18 protein-coding genes are annotated in these 20,277 nt (G+C 62.9%); 16 read left to right on the top strand and 2 right to left on the bottom strand.

Translation table 11 applies throughout. From position 1 onward, the window contains the following. The first annotated feature begins 5 nt into the window (after positions 1 to 5). The 5 genes from IH615_RS20010 to IH615_RS19990 are packed head-to-tail and all read left to right on the top strand — an operon-like array spanning position 6 to position 6,251. Positions 6 to 1,427 (top strand): type II and III secretion system protein family protein, encoded by a 1,422-nt coding sequence (locus IH615_RS20010; protein ID WP_291364726.1) that lies wholly within the window; start codon positions 6 to 8, stop codon positions 1,425 to 1,427. A 26-nt stretch (positions 1,428 to 1,453) separates the two neighbouring features. Next, entirely contained in the window at positions 1,454 to 2,725 is a 1,272-nt protein-coding gene (locus tag IH615_RS20005) for an AAA family ATPase (RefSeq protein ID WP_291364724.1), read from the top strand. Positions 2,726 to 2,757: 32 nt separating this feature from the next. Next, positions 2,758 to 4,254: a CpaF family protein gene (locus IH615_RS20000; RefSeq protein WP_291364722.1), complete on the top strand. Its 1,497-nt coding sequence runs from the start codon at positions 2,758 to 2,760 to the stop codon at positions 4,252 to 4,254. Continuing rightward, on the top strand, positions 4,254 to 5,228 hold the full coding sequence (locus IH615_RS19995; protein WP_291364720.1) for a type II secretion system F family protein: 975 nt from the start codon (positions 4,254 to 4,256) through the stop codon (positions 5,226 to 5,228). Before IH615_RS20000 ends, IH615_RS19995 begins: the two co-directional genes overlap by 1 nt. A 15-nt stretch (positions 5,229 to 5,243) precedes the next feature. Beyond that, on the top strand, positions 5,244 to 6,251 hold the full coding sequence (locus tag IH615_RS19990) for a type II secretion system F family protein (protein WP_291364718.1): 1,008 nt from the start codon (positions 5,244 to 5,246) through the stop codon (positions 6,249 to 6,251). Between the two features lie 341 nt (positions 6,252 to 6,592). Here IH615_RS19990 and IH615_RS19985 read toward each other — a convergent pair whose 3' ends face one another. Next, a complete protein-coding gene (locus tag IH615_RS19985) occupies positions 6,593 to 6,832 on the bottom strand; it encodes a hypothetical protein (RefSeq protein ID WP_291364716.1) in 240 nt (79 codons plus the stop codon). Positions 6,833 to 7,208: 376 nt separating this feature from the next. On the opposite strand from IH615_RS19985, the gene IH615_RS19980 reads away from it, so the two are divergent. The 11 genes from IH615_RS19980 to IH615_RS19930 all read left to right on the top strand — a co-directional run bounded on the left by IH615_RS19980 (position 7,209) and on the right by IH615_RS19930 (position 18,700). Continuing rightward, positions 7,209 to 8,153: an NAD-dependent epimerase/dehydratase family protein gene (locus IH615_RS19980; RefSeq protein ID WP_291364714.1), complete on the top strand. Its 945-nt coding sequence runs from the start codon at positions 7,209 to 7,211 to the stop codon at positions 8,151 to 8,153. Between the two features lie 65 nt (positions 8,154 to 8,218). Further along, entirely contained in the window at positions 8,219 to 9,055 is an 837-nt protein-coding gene (locus IH615_RS19975) for an ABC transporter permease (RefSeq protein ID WP_291364712.1), read from the top strand. A gap of 7 nt (positions 9,056 to 9,062) precedes the next feature. Further along, positions 9,063 to 10,310: a polysaccharide ABC transporter ATP-binding protein gene (locus IH615_RS19970; RefSeq protein ID WP_291364710.1), complete on the top strand. Its 1,248-nt coding sequence runs from the start codon at positions 9,063 to 9,065 to the stop codon at positions 10,308 to 10,310. Further along, positions 10,307 to 11,908, top strand: a complete 1,602-nt coding sequence (locus IH615_RS19965) for a glycosyltransferase (RefSeq protein ID WP_291364708.1) — start codon at positions 10,307 to 10,309, stop codon at positions 11,906 to 11,908. Before IH615_RS19970 ends, IH615_RS19965 begins: the two co-directional genes overlap by 4 nt. Next, complete coding sequence (locus IH615_RS19960; protein ID WP_291364706.1) at positions 11,905 to 12,864, top strand: polysaccharide deacetylase family protein; 960 nt, start codon at positions 11,905 to 11,907, stop codon at positions 12,862 to 12,864. The genes IH615_RS19965 and IH615_RS19960 overlap by 4 nt, the downstream gene beginning before the upstream one ends. Positions 12,865 to 12,889: 25 nt before the next feature. Then, positions 12,890 to 13,738, top strand: coding sequence for a glycosyltransferase family A protein (locus IH615_RS19955; RefSeq protein WP_291364704.1), 849 nt, complete (start codon positions 12,890 to 12,892; stop codon positions 13,736 to 13,738). Beyond that, positions 13,739 to 14,683 carry a glycosyltransferase gene (locus tag IH615_RS19950; protein WP_291364702.1) on the top strand — a complete coding sequence of 315 codons (945 nt, stop codon included), beginning with the start codon at positions 13,739 to 13,741 and terminating at the stop codon, positions 14,681 to 14,683. Beyond that, entirely contained in the window at positions 14,683 to 15,600 is a 918-nt protein-coding gene (locus IH615_RS19945; protein WP_291364700.1) for a glycosyltransferase, read from the top strand. The genes IH615_RS19950 and IH615_RS19945 overlap by 1 nt, the downstream gene beginning before the upstream one ends. Further along, a complete protein-coding gene (locus IH615_RS19940; RefSeq protein WP_291364698.1) occupies positions 15,597 to 16,595 on the top strand; it encodes a glycosyltransferase in 999 nt (332 codons plus the stop codon). The genes IH615_RS19945 and IH615_RS19940 overlap by 4 nt, the downstream gene beginning before the upstream one ends. Then, a complete protein-coding gene (locus tag IH615_RS19935; RefSeq protein ID WP_291364696.1) occupies positions 16,596 to 17,624 on the top strand; it encodes a Gfo/Idh/MocA family oxidoreductase in 1,029 nt (342 codons plus the stop codon). Then, entirely contained in the window at positions 17,624 to 18,700 is a 1,077-nt protein-coding gene (locus tag IH615_RS19930) for an NAD(P)-dependent oxidoreductase (RefSeq protein ID WP_291364694.1), read from the top strand. Before IH615_RS19935 ends, IH615_RS19930 begins: the two co-directional genes overlap by 1 nt. On the opposite strand, the gene IH615_RS19925 is transcribed toward IH615_RS19930, so the two are convergent. Continuing rightward, positions 18,682 to 19,749, bottom strand: coding sequence for a glycosyltransferase family A protein (locus IH615_RS19925; RefSeq protein ID WP_291364693.1), 1,068 nt, complete (start codon positions 19,747 to 19,749; stop codon positions 18,682 to 18,684). The genes IH615_RS19930 and IH615_RS19925 overlap by 19 nt on opposite strands. Positions 19,750 to 20,277: the final 528 nt, after the last annotated feature.

Here is a 20,277-nt window from a genome sequence, read left to right as displayed (position 1 = left end):
TGATCATGATCAATCAGTTCACCAAGTTCAGCCGCCGGACCGCCGGTCTTCTCATTGCGCCGCTGCTGGCCATCGGTTTGCTGGCATCGGCGGGCGTGCCCGTCGTGCTGGCCGAGGAAACCCATGTCACCATTACGCCGGCAGCCTATGGCGCCACGCGCAAGTTCGAGATCGAGATCAACAAGACGGCCCTGGTCGACCTGCCGGCCGGCGCCGCCGAAGTCATCGTTTCGCAGCCGACGGTCGCCGCGGCAATCATGCGAACCCGTACGCGGGCCATCATTCAGGGCATCACGGGTGGCGACACCAACATCTTCTTCCTTGATGACCGCGGCCAGACCATTGCCGTGCTCGACGTGCAGGTCATTGAAGAACCGTCTCAGGTCGGCAATGCGCTGCAGATTGCCCTTGCCCGCATTCTGCCCGGTTCCAACATCCGCGTTGAATCGGTCACCCTGGGTGGCGGGGTCAATCGTGTCGTGCTGACCGGCAACGTCTTGTCGGGCGAAGACCGGGAACGGGCCACCGAAGTGGCTGTCCAGTTCGCGGGCGATCCGGGTAACGTGGCTAATATCCTTGATGTGGCGGGCTCCCAGCAGGTGATGCTCCAGGTCACCGTGTCCGAGGTCAAGCGCGACGTCGCCAAGCAGTTCGGCATCAATCTGGGCGCCGCCTTCACCGTGGGCATTTCCAATGTCTTCAACATCGCCAACGTGATGATCGACGGCGATATTCCGCACGGGGCCGATGCGCGGTTCGGATCGGCTACTGGCAACAATGTCACCGCGGGCATCCGCGCGCTCGAGCAGAACGGCGCTCTGCGCATTCTGGCGCAACCGACCCTGACCGCGATCTCGGGCGAGGAGGCCAAGTTCCTGGCTGGCGGCGAAATGCCCTACTACGTCTTCGAACCAAACGATAATGGCGGCACCACCCGCACGGTCTTGTTCAAACCCTATGGCGTCGAGCTGGCCTTCACCCCGGTGGTCAAGTCCAACGGCATCATCGCGCTCAAGGTGCAGACTTCTGTATCGGAGCCCCAGGCCGACTTCTCGATCACCAAGCGCGAGGCCAGTACGTCGGTCGAGCTGCCTGGCGGCACCACGCTCGCGATCGGCGGCCTGCTGGAAGAAAAGTCCACCCAGCAGATCGAGCAGTTCCCCTGGCTTGGCGATATCCCGATCCTGGGCGCGCTGTTCCGCTCGCGGGATTTCCAGACCGAACAGACCGAGCTGGTGATCCTGGTCACCCCCTATCTGGTCGCCCCCAGCCCCGCCAATTCCATTCCGGTGCCCACCGACCGTACGGCGGTGGCCAGCGATGCCGAGGCCATATTCCTGGGCAAGCTGGAGACCATGTACGGGGTCGGCAGTAGCGGCGAGATGCGTGGCACCTTCAGCGGTTCGGTCGGCTTCGTCCTCGACTGAGGCCAGCGTCAAGGAGTTTTCGTTTCATGAGTTTCCTGTCATCAGAGCCCAAGCGGAGCGAAGAGCCCGCCGCCGACATTGCGCCAGGCGCGCGGCTCATCCCGCGCATCACCATTCAGGCCTTCTGCGAGCATTCCCAGACGGCCCAGCTGGTGGAAAGCGCCATCCATGACCGGCGCATGTCCAAGGTTGCCCTGACAACGCATAATGGCGGCATCGACGGTGCCGTGGAAACCTACAAGTCCAATCCGACACCCAACCTGATCATCGTCGAAACCCTGCTGGCGCCCGATGAAATTCCGGGCGCACTCGAGCGACTGGCCGAAGTCTGTGACGCCTCGACCCGCGTGGTGGTGCTAGGCCATGTCAACGACGTGCTGCTCTATCGTGAACTGATCCGCTCGGGTATTTCCGAATATATCGTGCTGCCCGCCACCGCCCAACAGATCGTTGGCGCCATCACCGAGCTCTTCGCCTCCGAGAACGCCGCCCCGATCGGCCGCACTGTGGGTTTCGTCTCTGCCAAGGGCGGCGCCGGCAGCTCGACCGTTGCCCACAACGTGGCCTGGGCGATTGCCACGGTCCTGCGGCAGGACAGCCTGATCCTCGACATGGACCTGGCTTTCGGTACGGCCGGCCTCAACTTCAACCAGGATCCGCCACACGGCCTGGCCGACGCGCTGATGGCCAACCAGAAGGTCGACCAGACCATGCTGGACCGCCTGATGAGCAAGGCCGCCAACCATATCAGCCTCTTGACCGCTCCGGTCACGCTCGACCGCACCTACGATTTCGAGGAGCGCGAATTCGAGCAGGTGCTCGAGCTCTGCCAGAACACCATGCCGATGGTCGTGCTCGACATCCCGCACGCCTGGAATGCCTGGGTGCGGCAGACCCTGGCCACTGTCGACGAGGTGGTGATCGTCGCCGAGCCGGATCTGGCCAACCTGCGCAATGCCAAGAACCTGGCCGATACGGTGCGCGCTCTGCGGCCCACCGAAAATGCGCCATGCCTGGTGCTCAACAAGGTGGCCATGCCGCGTCGTCCGGAGATCAACCCGGCCGAATTTGCCAGTTCAGTGGAATGCCAGCTCATCGGTCAGCTGCCATTCGACGCGGCCCTGTTCGGCACCGCCGCCAACAATGGGCAGATGATCGCCGAGGTCGCTGCCAACAACAAGATCAACGACGTCTACCGCGCCATCAGCATGCATGTGACGGGGCGGCAGGCGACACATGCCGGGGGCAAGTCATCAAGCCTGATGAAGCTGCCCTCGTTCCTCAAGAAGCGGGCCTGAGGCGGCTCGGTCTCTCGAACGGTAGGACGACCATGTTTGGCAAGCGCGTATCCTTTGGCGGCAATACACCGGGCGTCGGCGAAATGCCGCGGCCGACTCCCAGTGCCGCCCCCCGCGCCGAACCGCCGCCGCCGGCGCGCCGTGCTGCCGACACCGATACGATGGCTGGCCGCATGCGGGCCGGTAGCGAGGATGTGGTCGACGTCCGTGCCCCGGCCGATGCCGCGCGTGACAAGGAATACTTCCACACCAAGTCGGCCATCTTCAACGCGCTGATCGACTCCATCGATCTCAGCCAGCTCGCGACCATGGACCAGGACGCGGCGCGCGAGGAAATTCGCGACATCGTCGCCGAAATCATCGCGCTCAAGTCCATCATCATGTCCATTTCCGAGCAGGAAGACCTGCTCGAGGACATCTGCAACGACGTGCTCGGCTATGGTCCGCTCGAGCCTTTGCTGGCGCGCGACGACATCGCCGACATCATGGTGAACGGGTCCCAGAAATGCTACATTGAAGTCGCTGGCAAGGTGCGCCTCACCAACGTGCGCTTCCGTGATGATGCCCACCTGATGAATGTCTGCCAGCGCATCGTCAGCCAGGTCGGCCGCCGCGTCGATGAAAGCTCTCCCATCTGCGACGCCCGCCTGCCCGACGGCTCGCGCGTCAACGTCATCGCCCCGCCGCTGGCCATCGACGGCGCCGCGCTCACCATCCGCAAGTTCAAGAAGGACAAGCTGACCCTCCAGCAGCTGGTCAAATACAATTCCATCTCGCCCGAAGGCGCCGAGGTGCTGCGCATCCTCGGCCGGGTGCGCGCCAATGTGCTGATCTCGGGCGGTACCGGTTCGGGCAAGACCACTTTGCTCAATTGCCTCACCGCCTTTATCGAGAAGGACGAGCGCGTCATCACCTGCGAAGACTCAGCCGAATTGCAGCTGCAGCAGCCGCATGTGGTGCGTCTCGAAACCCGTCCGCCCAATCTCGAAGGCGAAGGCGAGATCACCATGCGCGATCTCATCAAGAACTGCCTGCGTATGCGCCCAGAACGCATCATCGTCGGCGAAGTCCGCGGCCCCGAAAGCTTCGACCTACTCCAGGCCATGAACACCGGCCACGATGGCTCCATGGGCACGCTCCACGCCAACAGCCCGCGCGAGGCGCTGAGCCGTCTCGAATCCATGATCACCATGGGCGGCTACTCGCTGCCCAGCCGCACCATCCGTGAGATGATCACCTCCTCCATCGATGTTGTGGTCCAGGCCGCCCGCCTGCGCGACGGTTCGCGCCGCATCACCCACATCACCGAGATCCTGGGCATGGAAGGCGATGTCATCGTCACCCAGGACATCTTCCTCTACGACATTCTGGGCGAAGACGGGAACGGCATGCTGGTCGGCAAGCATCGCTCCACCGGCATCACCAAGCCGCAATTCGCCGAGCGCGCCCGCTATTTCAATGAGGAAGCCAACCTCATCGAAGCCCTCGAAAAGTCCAATACCGAACAGCATCAGCTGCTGGATTCCTGATGACCACCATCCTGCTCGTCATCCTGGCCATGATCACCGTCGGCGCGGCGGGCTTCGCCCTGGTGCCTTCGGCTCTGGGCGGCGGTCGCGCCGAAAAGCGGCGCAAGGCGCTGCAGGGCGACATCCGCGTCAATCGCCTGGAAGCCAGCGCCGCCCGCAGCCGCGACGACCGACGCAAGAGCGTGCAGCAGGCGCTGAAATCGCAGACCGACGCCCTCAACGCCAAGAAGCGCCTCAAGCTGCCGCAATTGCTGTTCCAGGCCGGCATGACCATCAAGCCGGCAGCCTTCATCCGCAACAGCATCATCTTCGGCGTCGTGGTGCTGGTCATCCTGGTGCTGGTGCAGGTGCCGATCTATCTGGCGCCCGTCTTCGCCTTGGCCGCCGGCTATCTGCTGCCGCGCTGGTGGGCCGGCCGCAAGCGCAAGAAGTATCAGGACCGCTTTCTCGACGAATTGCCCAACGCGGTGGAAGCCATCGTGCGCGGCGTCAAGACCGGCCTGCCGCTCAACGATTCCATCCGCGTGGTGGCCAAGGATGCCAAGGAGCCGGTGAAGTCCGAATTCGGCCGCGTGCTCGATCAGCAGGCCTTTGGCCAGTCCATGACGGAAGCCGTAGGCATCCTGCTCGATCGGGTGCCCCTGGCCGAGGTCAACTTCTTCGTGGTCGTCATCACCGTGCAGCAACAGGCCGGCGGCAATCTCAGCGAGGCCCTGGGCAACCTTGCCAAGGTGCTGCGCAACCGCAAGAAGATGAAGCAGAAGATCAAGGCCATGTCGTCCGAAGCCAAGGCCTCCGCAGGCATTATCGGCTCGCTGCCCTTTGTCGTCGGCATCCTGGTGAGCGTCGTGTCGCCCGCCTATCTCGCGCCACTGTTCTTTACCCCGCTGGGCCATATCTGGCTGGGCATAGGCGTGTTCATGCTGGCGCTGGGCATTTTCATCATGAACCGCATGATCCAGTTCGATTACTGACCGGGGAGCGCTGTCGTGAACATCATCGAGCTTCTGACCCAGCGTGATTCCCTGATCGCCATTCTGGCCGCCATCTCGATGGCTGCCGTGGTCTTCACCTTCGGCTCCAGCTTCATCGTCAAGTCCGAGATGCGTGACCGCATCAAGCGCGTGGCGCTCGAACGCGAGAAGATGCGCGCCGAGGAAATGGCCCGCCTGCGCGGCGGCGTCGCTGCCGAGGGCAGGGGCATTCGCCGCAGCGCCGAAACCAAGACCTATATGAAGAACGTGGTGGAGCGCTTCGATCTCAAGAAGGCGTTCCAGGACGATGCCACCGTCGACAAGCTGGCCATGGCCGGCTATCGCGGGCAGGGGCACCTGACCACCTTCCTGTTCATGCGCTTCATCACGCCCCTGGTCGTGTTCGCGCTGGTCGGCGTCTATGTCATGGTGCTTTCGCCCGGCGACCGGCCGCTCTATCTCAACCTCGTCTATGCCATCGGCGCCGGCCTGCTGGGCGTCTACCTGCCCAACCTGATGCTCAAGAATACCACGTCCAAGCGCCAGGCATCGATCAAGAAGGCCTGGCCCGATTGCCTCGATCTGCTGCTGCTCTGCGTCGAGGCGGGCATGTCGATGGAACATGCCTTTAAGCGTGTGGCTAAGGAAATCGGCGCTCAGAGCGTGGCCCTGGCCGAGGAACTGACCCTCACCACCGCCGAGCTTTCTTTCCTTGAGGATCGCGGCCGTGCCTATGAAAACCTGGGCCGCCGCACCGGTCTTGACGGCGTCAAGTCGGTGATGACCGCCCTGATCCAGGCCGACCGCTACGGCACCTCGGTGGGCCAGGCGCTCCGCGTCATGGCCGAGGAAGGTCGCGAGGGCCGCATGATGGACGCCGAGAAGAAGGCCGCATCATTGCCCCCCAAGCTGACCGTGCCGCTGATCCTGTTCTTCCTGCCGGTGCTGTTCATCGTCATCATGGCTCCGGCCATGATCAAGGTCTTCGGCGGCCCGGTGGCGAGCACGGTGGGCGGCGGCTGACACGTCGCTTCCGCGACGCGATTGAGTCGGGTGATCTCGCACGTCTGAAAACTGCGTCAGATGATGTCTGCAATGGGGTGGATAAGTGCCATACCGATAACCGGCTGCCAACGGCAACTCAGCGCCAAAAGTGGCCTCCGTCAACCAGCTTGGTCCTTGGAAGCAGCGTGGCGCCAGGCCAGGCCTCAACCGTGTACAAGTTGCGGTACCAGGAGTACGCCGTCGCGATCACGAACAGGCGCATTGCCACGGGCCAGATCGCAGGGGATAGTTGCGTCCGCTCGCCGCTGCAGCCAGGTCAAAAAGCTGGCCGCCTCCTCATCTAATGGTCCCATGGGTGGTCAGCATGGGATTCTCCCCCCCACGTCGAGTGTGGAGAAGTCTACCGTCTTCGGCTTTTTGATTCTCTTGCCGTTCGCGTCGAGTATGAAGTCTCCATTCGCGTCGACTAAGTAGTCGGCATCTGCCGTATCTCCGGTGTCTGAGGCGTCACTGGCATTATCTCCGCCGTCATCGCTACCACCGTCGCCAACCTGTTTTGCCGGCGTTCCAAGCCGACTTTCGTGCTGCAGCAGGGTCATATTGAGAAATACCCATAACTGTTCTCCTCTGGCCGAAATGGCCAAAGAGGAAACGAAGTCGTTAGTGGGTCAGCTTTCGACCCCATTCCGGCTATTCCGACATAAAGCCGCAGTGCCCGAAAGCAGCCATGCTAGTCCGCGGACCCGATCGCACTCCACTCTAGGGCGTCACCAGCCCGCTGAACCCGCCTCGCCAGCGCGGCGATCGCCAACCTGCGGGATATGCCACATTCTCACGTCATATGGTGACCATACGAAGAAGCTCGCCCATCTTGCGAGTTGCAACCAAGTCATTAGGGTAAATGACCCAATGAAATTGCCGGAGGTTCCCGAAGCGCCTATCAATCATTGGTGGACCCGCCATGGTGGAATAACAATGATTGAAGTTCTTTTGGCTGGAGGGTGCGGTTTCATCGGTTCGCATTTGGCGGACAGGCTCTGCCGCCGCAACGACGTCAGTAGAATTGTTGTCGTCGACAATTTGTGGACCGGCCGCATAGAGAACCTTAGTGCAATTGACGATATACGGGTTGAATTCGTACGGGCCGACGTCGAGCATTTCAAATCGGATACCCAGTTCGACGAAATCTACCATCTGGCCTCCCCGGCATCACCGCCATGGTACATGGCCCAGCCCCTGAGGACGATTTCGGCGAATGTCCTCGGCGCCATGAACTTGCTGGGCATGCTCAAGCCGGGGGGCGTGATTTGCTACACTTCGACATCCGAGGTCTACGGCGATCCACTGGTCAATCCGCAGCCCGAATCCTATCGGGGCTCGGTTGACTGTACCGGGCCGCGATCCTCCTACGACGAGAGCAAGCGCTGCGTCGAGGCCATGTTGTTCGGGGCCAGCAACGTCCACGGTACACGGGTCAAGGTCGCCCGCCTGTTCAATGTCTATGGCCCCCGCACCCGTCCCGACGACGGTCGCGCCGTCTCCAACTTCATCACCCAGGCCCTGCGTGGCGAACCGTTGACGGTCTATGGCGACGGCTCCCAAAGCCGGAGCTGGGGCCATATCGATGACATCGTCGATGGCTTGGAGCGCTACTTCTGGAGCGACGGCACGGACTATTCCGGGCCCCTCAATATTGGCAACGATCGCGAAATCTCCGTTCTCGAGGTTGCGCAATTCATCAATGCCAGCTTTCCCGGCTCGCCCATCGTGTTCTTGCCGCCGGTCCCCCAGGATCCCACCAATCGCCGTCCCGATCTCACCCTCTGCAACCAGGTGCTGCCGGGGTGGAAGTGCCAGATCCCGTACGAGGAGGGGGTGCTCAGGAGCGTGGACTGGTTCCGCCGGGAGATGCGTCTCTAGCGTGGCCCAAGGCGGTGCAGCGCCGGAACATTTGTAAAGAACAGTGGGGCATCAGTGAGGATCCCATGTCGGATCAGCCAGACGGATCGTTGACCACCATAAGCCCGAACCGGACTGCGGCCCTTGCTCAGCTGGCGGAACTCTGGGCCGGTCGAGACCTTGTCGTCTTTCTGCTGTGGCGCGACCTCAAGGTGCGCTACCGGCAGACCTTCTTCGGTGCTGCATGGGCGTTGGTGCCCCCCTTTTTCACCATGGTGGTCTTCACCCTGGTCTTCGGCACGCTGGTCAAGCTCGACTCCGATGGTCAGCCATACTGGGCCTTCAGCATTTGCGCCTTGGCCGCCTGGACCTACTTCTCGCAGGCTCTGACCAATGCGGCCAGCAGTGCCGTCAACAATGCCTCGCTTATCGAGAAGGTCTATTTTCCGCGTCTTAGCTTGCCCGTGTCGGCGGTGCTGTCGCCATTGATCGATCTCGCAATCACCATCGCGTTTCTGGTGCCCGTCCTCGCCATTGCCGGAATTCTGCCCACGCCACGCGCCCTGGCGATCATTCCGTTGGTGGTCATCGCGCTATTCTCTGCCCTCGGTCTTGGTGCGATCCTTGCGGCCCTCAACGTCAGGTATCGCGACGTCCGTCATCTGGTTCCGCTCATGCTGCAACTGGGTTTGTTCGCCACCCCGGTGGTCTATTCGTCCAACCTGGTGCCGGAGCATCTGCGGCCATTGCTCGGGCTCAATCCGATGGCCGGCGTGGTCGAAGGATTCCGCTGGGCACTGCTGGGCGGGTCCGGCGATCCTTGGTCCCTCGTGGCGGTATCGGCCGTGTCAGCCACGGTCATCCTGGGGGCAGGTCTTTACATTTTCGTGCGACTTGAACGCGGCTTCGCCGACCTGATCTAGGAGCACAATGTTGTTGCCGGCAATTGAAGTCAAACAGCTTTCCAAGCGCTACCAGCTTGGCGAGGGCGCCGGAATCTCCACCTTGGCCGAATTGATTGGTTCGACGGCATCATCGTGGCGCCCGGGCGGCGTCAGGTCCGCCAGCAAGGATCGTCGCGAGATCTGGGCTCTCGATGATATTTCGTTTTCGGTGGAGCGGGGCGAGGTGGTCGGTCTCATCGGGGAGAACGGCGCTGGCAAGAGCACATTGCTCAAGATTCTCTCCCGCATCACGCCCCCGACGCGCGGCGCCATCACCTATCGCGGTCGGGTTGGTTCCCTGCTGGAGGTAGGTACCGGATTTCACCCTGAGCTGAACGGGCGGGACAACATCTTTCTGAGCGGGGCGATTCTGGGAATGTCGCGGGCCGAGGTGAACGGATACTTCGACGAGATCGTCGATTTTTCGGGCGTCGAGTCATTCATCGACACGCCTGTGAAACGCTATTCAAGTGGCATGTACATGCGGCTGGCCTTCGCGGTAGCGGCGCACCTGGACACGGACATACTGCTCGTGGACGAGGTCCTCGCTGTCGGCGATCACAAATTTCAGCAGAAATGTCTGAACCGCATGGACTCCATCGCTCGTGACGGGCGCACGATCATATTCACCAGCCACAGTCTGGTTGCCGTCCAATCCATATGCCACCGTGCCATCTGGCTCGATCATGGAAAGATATCCGCGGACGGACCCACAGCCGATGTGATCGCGGGATATACCGGCTTTGATCGCGTCGGCAGCGGCATGGAGCGCAACTGGGACGGGCAGGATGCGGCGGGCAATGAATCCGTCCGATTGCGGAATGCGCGGGTCGAGGCTGTGGGAAGGTCCGCAGGGGCGCCCATCGACGTCGGTACCCCTTTCGCCGTGAGCTTCGAATACGACAACCTGCGCGATGGTGCCCACATCAATCCCAGCCTCATTGTCCAGAACGAGGAGGGCCTGGTGATCTTCGATGCGGGGCGCAACAACGAGCCGGGACCCGTGCCAGCTGGTCGTTGTCGCGAACGTTGTATCGTGCCCGCCGACCTGATGAACGACGGGCCGCACCGGATATCGCTGGAGCTCCGCGACCGGGGCGATCTGATCCTGTCTGTGCCCGATCTGCTGACTTTCGATATTCTCGACAATCCGCAGCGCCGGTTTGGCTGGCACGGGAAATGGCAGGGCGCCGTTCGTCCCCGGCTGGAATGGTCAACCGAGATGCTTTCATGACGAAGCCACAAGGAGCGACCGGAGCCGCTTCGGTCTCAGTCGTCGTCACCACTTACAATCACGCCCGCTACCTGGGGGAAGCGCTTGACAGCATTCTGGCCCAGACGCGGCCGGCAGACGAAATCATCGTGGTCGATGACGGCTCCACCGATCACCCCGAAACCGTCGTGGCCAAATTCGCCGGCGTCAGCATCATCCAGCAGGCCAATCAGGGATTGTCCGCCGCGCGAAATGCCGGGCTGGCAATCGCCAAGTCTCGACACGTCCTGTTCCTCGATGCCGACGACCGGCTGACCGGAATTGCCTTGGAGACGCTGCTGCGCCGCTTCGAGCGGCAACCTGCATGCGGCCTGGTCTACGGTGCCTACCGTCTGTTCGGTACCAATCCGGACTGGCAGAGGGACTGCGCGCTGCGTCCCGTTGGGCGCGACCCCTACCGAACGCTGTTGTCCCAGAACTGCATCGGAATGCACGGGACGGTCCTTTATCGTCGCGATGCCCTAGTCGGCATAGGAGGCTTCGACACGGCTCTGCCGGCCTGCGAAGACTATGATGTCTACCTGCGCATCGCCAAGGACTACCCGATAGCCTGCGGGTCTGAAATAGTCGCCGAATACCGCCAGCACACAGACAATATGTCTTCCGATACCGTTCGCATGCTGCGGGCGGCACGCAGGGTGCTCGATAAGCAGAGCGCCATTGCCGGCACCAGTCCCGCATGGGACGCCGCCCGCCGTCGCGGCCAGGCCCGCTGGTTCGATTACTATGGCTCCGTGCAACTCGGGCAGCTTAAGTCCGCTCTGCAGACCCGCAGGCATATCGGCAAAGCCCTTCGGCAGACAATTGCCCTGCTGCTTGCCAGCCCCGCACGAGCCATCCGGCTTTGCCTCTCGCGGGTCGGGCGGGGCGTCAGGCGGCGCCTTGGGCGCCAGACCCGGCTACGGCGCTTTGCTGGTTTGAAGTCAGCGGCCGCCATCGGCACACACAGGATCAGCACGGAATTCGGCTATGATCGCGGCAAGCCACTGGACCGCTACTACATAGAGGATTTTCTCGCCCGAAATGCCGAGCTGATCCGTGGCACCGTGCTCGAGATCGGGGATACCGCCTATACGCGACAGTTCGGCGGTGACCGGGTGACATCGGCCGAGGCCTTCCATCGTTTCGAAGGACAGGCCGGGGTAACCTATGTCGGCGACCTGTCAGGCGCCCACAACCTCCCCGACGACAGCTTTGACTGTATCGTCCTGACGCAGACTCTCCACCTCATCTTCGACATGCCCACCGCCATCGCCACGATCTGGAAGGCCCTCAGGCCTGGTGGCTCGGTGCTGATTACGGTTCCATGGCTGTCACCTATCGACCAGGGCGAGTGGGGCAGAAGCTGGTATTGGGCCATTTCGCCGGCCGGGCTGCAAAAGCTTCTGGAAACCTGGTTTGACGTCGCCGACATCGCCGTGGATAGCTATGGCAATGCATTGTCCGCATCCGCGTTTCTCTACGGCCTTGCCGAACACGAGATGCACCCGGACGACCTCGACGTCGATGATCCCTATTGCCCGGTTCTTGTCGCGGCCAGCGCGAGGAAACGCTCATGAAGGCCCGTGCGGCATTGGGGCGGCTGGCGCGCACCTTCCGCACGGCATTGTCGGCAGAGCGCCCCGCGATTCTGATGTATCACCGTGTCGCCGATCTGGACCACGACCCCTGGGACCTTGCCGTCCCCCCGGCGCTCTTTGCTGCCCAACTTCAGGTGCTAAGTGCGAACCGGTCAGTAGTACCGCTGTCGTGGCTGGTCCGCCGGCTGGTTGAGGGACGACCGGCCCACCGCATGGTGGCGATAACCTTCGACGATGGCTATGTCGACGTCCTGGACACGGCGAAGCCCCTGCTTGAGCAACATGATTGTCCGGCCACCATGTTCCTGCCACCCGATTTCGTCGGCTCTGCCGCCGGGTTCTGGTGGGACACGCTGGCGCGGCTCTTCCTGGCTGCGCCTGACTTGCCAACCCTGCTCGAGCTTGACGCGGCTGGCCAGCGCCGGTCCTGGCACCTGCCGAGAACCAGCCGCCGGATCGTTCACGACGAGGTCTGGGCTCTCCTCAAATCCATGAATCCCGAGCAACGCCGGCGCGCACTGGCCCGCCTGATCGACTGGGCGGGTCTGCCCGGGGAGGCTCCAGCGCGTGATCGCTGCATGTCCCTCCCGCAGCTCCAGGCGTTCTCGCGGCCCGGCCATCTCGATATCGGCGCCCATACCATGAGCCATCCTTCGCTATCGCAGCTCAATGCAACCGACCAGCAGAGCGAAATGCTGCGGAGCCGCCAGTGGATTTCCGAGCATCTTGGAATTGACCCGGTTGGACTGGCCTATCCTTATGGCGACTATGACCGTGACAGCATGGCTGCGGCCGCGGCCACCGGCTTCCCGTTCGCCTGCACCACCCGTGCAGGTGCGATACGGCCCGGTGATGCCCCCTATGCGCTGCCCCGACTGGCTATCGGGCGGCTGGAGGCAGGCGCATTCGAGCGCCTGCTTGCCGGCCATGCATAATCAGTCACTGTCTCCCCGCGTCAGCGTGATCATTATCGTTTTCAATGGCGATCGCTACCTGGCGGAGGCCGTCGAGAGTGTGCTCGCGCAGAGCTTTTCCGACTGGGAACTGCTCATCGCCGATGATGGATCCACCGATCGCAGCCTGGACATTGCCCGCGAATACGCCGCGCGCTACCCCGACCGGGTGTTCAGCATTGCCCATCCCGACGCGGGCAATCATGGCATGAGCGCCGCCCGCAATCTTGGCATCGCCGCAGCGCGTTCGGCCCTCATTGGCTTTCTGGACTGCGATGATGTCTGGTTGCCCACAAAGCTGGCCGAACAGGTCGAAGTGATGGATGCCCATCCCAACGTGCAGATGATCTATGGGCGGACGCAGATCTGGCACTCTTGGCATACCGGGGTCCAGGCGGACGACCACTACTACGATCTGGGCGTGTCGCCTGACAGTGTCATCGACCCGCCACGCCTCCTGACCGTATTACTCGAGAACAAGAGCCAGACGCCGACCACCTGCAATGCCCTGATGCGAACGGACCTCGTGCGCGATGTGGACGGGTTCGAAAACCGTTTCCGCAATATGTTCGAGGACCAAGTCTTCTTCGCAAAGGTTCTCCTGGCCGCTCCAACTTACGTGTCGTCAAGAACTTGGGCCCTCTACCGCCAGCATCCTGCCAGCTTCTCCGCGCGCGCTGCCAAAGACCGCGTGGTCGACCGCGCTCACCTGAAATTCCTCGCCTGGTTCTTCGGCTATGTGCTCCGCACGGCGCCTGCAAACCCGGCAATCCTGGCGCAGATCCTTCGGCTGGGCCTGCGGCAATGCTGGGCTGTGCTGCGGCCAAGGCGCCCAACCTGGTCCAGGAGGCCCTAGATGCCAAGGGTTTCGATCATTACACCGGTCCACAATGCTGAGGCCTTTCTGGGGGAGGCCATAGCGAGCGTTCAGGCGCAGACCGAAACGGACTGGGAACTGATCGTGGTGGACGACGGCTCCACTGACGACAGCCTGGCGATTGCCGAAGCCGCAGCCCGCGATGACGGGCGCATCCGTTCCGTCAGCCGCCCGGACGGCCGCCAGCGGGGTGCTGCGGCGGCGCGAAATGCCGGACTGGCGATTGCCACGGGCGAGTTCATCGGCTTTCTGGATGCCGACGACCTTTATGAGCCGACGAAACTTGCCTTCGAGCTGACGCTGTTCGCCCGGCATCCGCAGGCGGCGATGGTCTACGGCCCCACCCAATGGTGGCGAGACGGAGAACATCCCTGGCGCTGGGTGGAGCCCATGCACCGTGAAGCGGGTCGGCTGCACATGCCGCCTGCGTTAGTGTCCAAGGTTATCCTGTCGCTTGACTGGCACGTGCCGTGCACCTGCGGCGTTCTCATTCGTCGCTCCGCTATAAATGAAGTGGGCGGCTTCGAAGAGCGGTTCACGCTTTACGAAGACCAGACTCTCTGGACCAAGCTTTTCCTGCGCTATCCCGTCTTCGTGCACGCGCATTGCCTGGCGCGCTACCGCCAGCACGAGGCCTCGGTATCGGCCGCAGCGACGAAGTCGGGTGAATACAAGCGGGAAGGCAGTCATCATGCCCGTGCTGCCTTTCTCAATTGGTCGGCGGAGCACATTTCGGCGATGAACCTGACGGCGGCTGATGTGCAGCGGGCCCTGCGCCTGGCTCGTGCTCCATACGCCGAGCCAGGCCCGCAACGCTCGCTCGACATGCTCTATCTGCGGCTCAAGCGCTTGGTCCGCCAACTGCGCCGCCTGCCAGTACGCGCCGCAAGGGCGTTACTTCGAACGCTACGAAGGCGTCCGTAATGCCCCTCGTCACCGTCCTGATCGTCACCTACAACCATGCCCGCTACATCGCCGAGGCCATCGACAGCGCTCTTGCTCAGGTGACCGATTTCGACGTCGAAATCCTGATAAGCGAGGACGCATCCACCGACGGAACGCGGACAATCGTGGAGGACTATGCCCGCCGCTTCCCCGAGCGCATCCGGCTTCTTCTTTCCCAGACTAACCTTCGCAGCAATCAGACGGTGGCCCGGGGACTGCGGGCTGCCCGAGGCGAGTTCGTCGCGCTGCTGGATGGCGACGACTACTGGAGCACCACGGATAAGCTGCAGCGCCAGGCTGGCTTTCTGCTGCGCCATGCCGACTGCGCTGCCCATTTCTTCAATGCCAGAGTTGCCCACGCTGCTATCTTGACCGATGCCCTGTGGACGCCCCCCAACCAGGCCAAGCGGGTCGATCTCCGGGAAATCTGGCACGGCAATCCCTACGCAACGGCCGGCGGAATGATGCGACTGGCGCCGATCCGTGACGTCCCATCGTGGTACGATGACTTCTTTCCGCGCACGGACTGGCCTCTCTACATCCTGTGCGCGATGACTGGGGATCTGGCTTTCGATCCGGAGCCGACAGCGGTCTATCGGTTGCATGAGGGCGGCATGTTCAGCACCGGCTCGGAAACGGCCAAGCTCGACAGCACTTTCACCTTCCTCATTAGGATGGACCGCTGCCTGGGGCGGCGCCATCATGATCTCGCCAGGGCGGGCGCCACCCGGTTGTTCTTCGACTGGGCGGCAGACTATCTCGACCACCGACAGGTATCGCTAGCCCGGCGCGCGCTTTTCCATAGCTTGCGCAGTGGCGGCATCGGCAGCGAAGTCGGCTGGCGGCAATTTTTGAGTCTGGCGCTCAAGCTCGCGCGGACCGAGGGTAGGCCATGAGCGACAGTGCCCTTCATGACATGCGCCATCGCGACGTCGTCGAGCCGGTCGCAGACAACGTGGTTCGCCCATTCTGGTCGGTGATGATCCCGACGTATAATTGCGGCGCCTATCTCCGCCAGACCCTGGCCAGCGTGCTGTCTCAGGATCAGGGCCCCGACAGGATGCAGATCGAGGTCGTCGACGATGCATCCGATAGTGATGAGCCACGAGCCATTGTCGAGGAACTGGGCGGCGGCAGGGTGACCTTCACCCGCCAACCCACCAATGTCGGTCATATCGCCAATTTCCACACCTGCCTGCAGCGGGCGCGGGGCGAGGTGGTCCACCTGCTGCATGGCGACGATCTGGTCGGGCCAGGCTATTACGAAGCGTTGGAGAGGGGCTTTCGGACGAGTCCGCAGATTGGGGCAGCATTCTGCCGAGCTCGGCTCATCGACGAGACTGGCGAGGAGTTGAGCACCACCGAACAGGAGGAGGATCGGGCCGGCCCTCTGCCCAATCATCTGATCCGTCTGGCCCGCGAGCAACGCATCATGACGCCGTCTATCGCCGTCCGCCGCGACGCCTATGTGGAGCTGGGGGGATTCGATCGCCGGCTTGTCTGCAGCGAGGACTGGGAAATGTGGGTGCGTTTGGCGGCACGCTATGCCTTCTGGTACGAGCCCCGGCCGCTGGCGAGCTATCGCATGCATGTGCACTCTAACACCGGCCGGCATATCCGATCGGGCGCGGACATGGCCTATACACGTCGAGCCATGGATATTTTCGCCCACTATCTACCCCCGGCAGATCGCCGCAGCACCGTCAGGCGCGCAAGGCAGACATATGCGAAGGCCGCGCTGGCCATGGCACGCCGTGTCGCCGGCTCGGGCGACGTCCCGGCGGCGCTGGCGCAGGCCTGGCAGGCGATCCGCTTCCGCCCATCTCCCGGCGTTGCGCGTGCGGGCCTTGGCGCTGTGCTGCGGTCCCTCCTCAGGGCGGGGGAGACCTAGATGACCCTTGGTACTGATGTTGCGGTCGTGGGGTGTGGCGCGGTAAGCACGCTCTATTACGCGCCCGCGCTGATGCGTCTTCGTCGCGGCGGCGTCGTGGGCCGGATAACTGCTTTCGATCCGGATGCCGGCAGGGCGCACACCTTTGCAGAGCTGGTGGACGGGAAGCCCGTCGGAAGCTTCGACGAGCTTCTCGAGCTTGGGGCCGGCTTGGTGATCGTCGCGTCTCCGCCCATGTTGCATATGGCTCAATCGATCGCCGCCATGGAGGCGGGGATGGACGTGCTATGCGAGAAGCCGCTCGCGATCGGCGCCGCCCAGGCCCAGGCGATGATCGACGCTGCAACGCGTACGGGCACCCGGCTATCTGCCGGTTATGTGCGGCGGCAGTTTCCTGCCACCAAGGCGATCGGGGACATTGTTCGGTCGGGTCTGCTCGGCGAGATAACCGGCGTTACCTGCTTCGAGGGAGGGCCGTTCGCCTGGCCCGTCGCAGGACCAACATACTTCTCCCGCTCCTCGTCAGGTGGCGGCGTGCTGCAGGACATCGGCACACACTGCCTCGATCTGCTCCACTGGTGGTTTGGCGCTCCGGACCGGTTTGACTACCTGGACGACGCATTCGGCGGCGTGGAGGCAAACTGCCTGGTTCGGCTCGACTATCCTTCGTTTCGGGCGACCGTGCGGCTCAGCCGGGACTGGGCGCAGCCGAACGTCTACAGGATCGTCGGCTCCGGCGGCTGGCTTGCCTGGCAAGTCAACGACCCATTCAATTACGAGTTTCAAGTGTTGGGCAACGTGCCTGCAAAGGTCAGCATGATGGTCTCGGACAAGGATGACTTTCAGCAGGCCTTTGTCCGTCAGATCGAGGGTGCGCTGCCTGGCGGGACGGGGGGAGCGAGTGTGACATCCGTGCCTGCCAGCGTTTCCCTGATCGAGCGCTGCTACGCCGATCGCATATCGATGCACCTTCCCTGGCTGGCCCCGGTAGAGGCCGCCCGCGCAGAATCGCTGGCGGGTAGCCGCTGATGGAGCGCATGGCCATTCTGGGGGCGGGAGGCTTCATCGGCAACCGGGCGGTCGAAATGCTGCATCTGGGTGGCCGGTTCGAGGTCATACCCGTGGTGCGCACCGCCCAATCGCTGGCGCTGGCGAGCCGCTTTGAACTGGACTCGCGCGTCGCGGACGGCCGCGACAAGGCCGCGCTCGCCGAGGCCTTCCGTGGCTGCGACAGTGTACTCCATGCGATTGCCGGCGACCTGCAGACCATCGTCGGCTCTGTGGAGCCGGTCTACAATGCGGCCCGGGCGGCAGGCGTAAGGCGCATCATCTATCTGAGTTCCGCCTCGGTTCACGGCCAGGATCCGGCACCCCATACCACCGAGGCGACCGCGCTCTCGAAACACCAGCCGATCGCTTACAACAACGCCAAAGTGCAGGCAGAAGAGCGCCTGCTGTCTTTGCGGCGGCAGGGGGATGTTGAGGTCGTCATCTTGCGTCCCGGTATCGTGCACGGGCCACGCTCGTTCTGGGTGGGCGGGTTTGCGGACGCCCTCCTTGCCGGGCAGGCTTACCTCGTCGATGGCGGCATGGGCATCTGCAACGGCATCTACGTTGACAACCTGGTTCATGCCATCACCCTGGCGGTTGCCAGCGAAACCGCGGATGGACAGGCCTACCTCCTGGGCGATCGCGAGACCTATAGCTGGCGAGACCTGCTGGCCCCGATTGGGGAGGCGTTGGGATATCCGTTGGAGCAGTTGCCGCCACCGACAGCTGAACAGGCGCCCGGCCTGGTCTCTCTCCTGCGAAACAACCGAATACTGAAAGGCTTCGCCAGGCGGTTGCCCCGGCCGATAAAGGCCGCCATGCGGGCAGGAATGCGGGAAATGAGGATCGGCAAGACCGGCGAAGCGGGCAGGGGGTCGGCCCCCGCCGCGCCGATTGCTACGCTTGAAATGAGCCTGCTGCATCGTTGTGGCTGGAAACTACCCTACACCAGGGCCACCGATGAACTGGGATACGAGCCCATAGTCTCCTTGGCCGAAGCGCAGCGTCGAACGCTGACGTGGCTGGAGTTCGCTGGTTACCCGGTCAAGCTCTGAGCCGCGGCCCGGCCCACCCCATAGGCAAGGTCAAGAGGTTCCAGCTCTGCCAGCATGCGCTCCAGATAGCCACTTGTGCCTTCCTCCGGAGCTTCGTTGCATCGATAGGTGCCGAAAGGGCGGCCCGGTTCGCTGGCAATCGCAACGGGATCGCGGGTGCGTCGGCGATGCTGCAGATAGCCCAGGCTGTCGCCCACCAGCTTCGGATTGATGCCGCGCGCCCAGTCCGCTGCCTGGGGCAGCCCCTTGCCCCAGTTGCCTGCGGCTAGGTGCTTCAGCGCCAGAATGAACTGGCACCGCTTGTACGTTGCTCGCGCTGTCGCCGCCAATTCGGGCAATTCGTCCGCTACGATCCGTAGCGCCGCCATTCGGGAGCGCAGCATGCCAGCGTCGTCATTGGACATGGCATTGGCACTCTTCCGATAACCCACCAGATAGTCGCCATCTACCGCAACTTGCCCCATCGCGGCCAACCGTATTTGCAGCAGGTAGTCCTCGCTGCCTTGCACGCCTTGCTGCCGCAGGCGCGTATCATACCCTCCGGCCCGCAACGCATCGGCCTTACGAAACATGATGGCGCTGCCATTGCCCACCGCGTTGAACGCGGTCATACGATGGCAGGCCCAGCCGGAAAGTGTGGCTTTCGAGATCGTCTTGAGCACGCGGCCCTGCGCATCGACGTTTCGGCGGCTGCAATAGACCATGGAGACTTCGGCTCTGGCCATCAGGACCGCCAGTTGCCGAGCTGTCTTGTCGGGGTGCCATAGATCGTCGGCGTCGAGGGGCGCGACATATGGTGCACGCGCCGCCGCAATTCCGGTATTGCGGGCAGAGGCGACGCCCCCATTGGGCACGGAAATGCACCTGAAGCGCCTGTCCTGGCTGGCGTAGCGCAAGGCAATGCCGCGCGTGTCATCCGTCGAGCCGTCGTCAACGACGATGACCTCGAGGTCGGCAACCGATTGATCGCGCACGGCGTCAAGCGTGTCGGCAAGCGTGGCCGCCGCATTGAAGGCGGGGATGACTACCGAAACGCGTGGACTGAGCAACTTGAATCAAGGGTTGGGATGACTGCCCTATGCTGGACCTCTCGCATTGCCAAAGTGTTAGCCGCCAGCGCGACGCCGCTGCAGTGATCATGCTGGCTGGTGATTGCAGGCGTGTGCGAGGTCGCCATGGACATTCCGCGACCACGCTCGGCTTGCAGTTACCCCTGAGCGCCCCAATGCTGCGGCGACCAGCGGTCATCCACTCGCGCAGCACTTGGCGATCGACGGGACCAGAGAGCTGAAGGCATAGTGCATAGTGCATCCTCCTCGCCAACCAGGTAGCCCGTTCGCAGTCCGCGCAACGGCAGTTCTTTTTCTGCCTGAAACTGACAGACCGCAATCGGCCCCCCGTAAGCCATCGGTCTGCCGCACGCCGAATGTCCGCTATCAACTGGCAGCCACCAGAAGCCGTCATTCCGCTTGCGGCCTCGAACGAGACGATCGTCCAGCGTCCGCTTTAGTGGTCTGGCACCCGAAAGCTGCCAGTCCGTTTCCCACCCCTTGCGGACGTCGCACTCGACAAAGCCG

The sequence above is a fragment of the Devosia sp. genome (assembly GCF_014860165.1).
Lineage (GTDB): Bacteria > Pseudomonadota > Alphaproteobacteria > Rhizobiales > Devosiaceae > Devosia.
The sequence above is the reverse complement of the archived record's forward strand: the minus strand, read 5'-3'. Positions and strand labels throughout refer to the sequence as shown.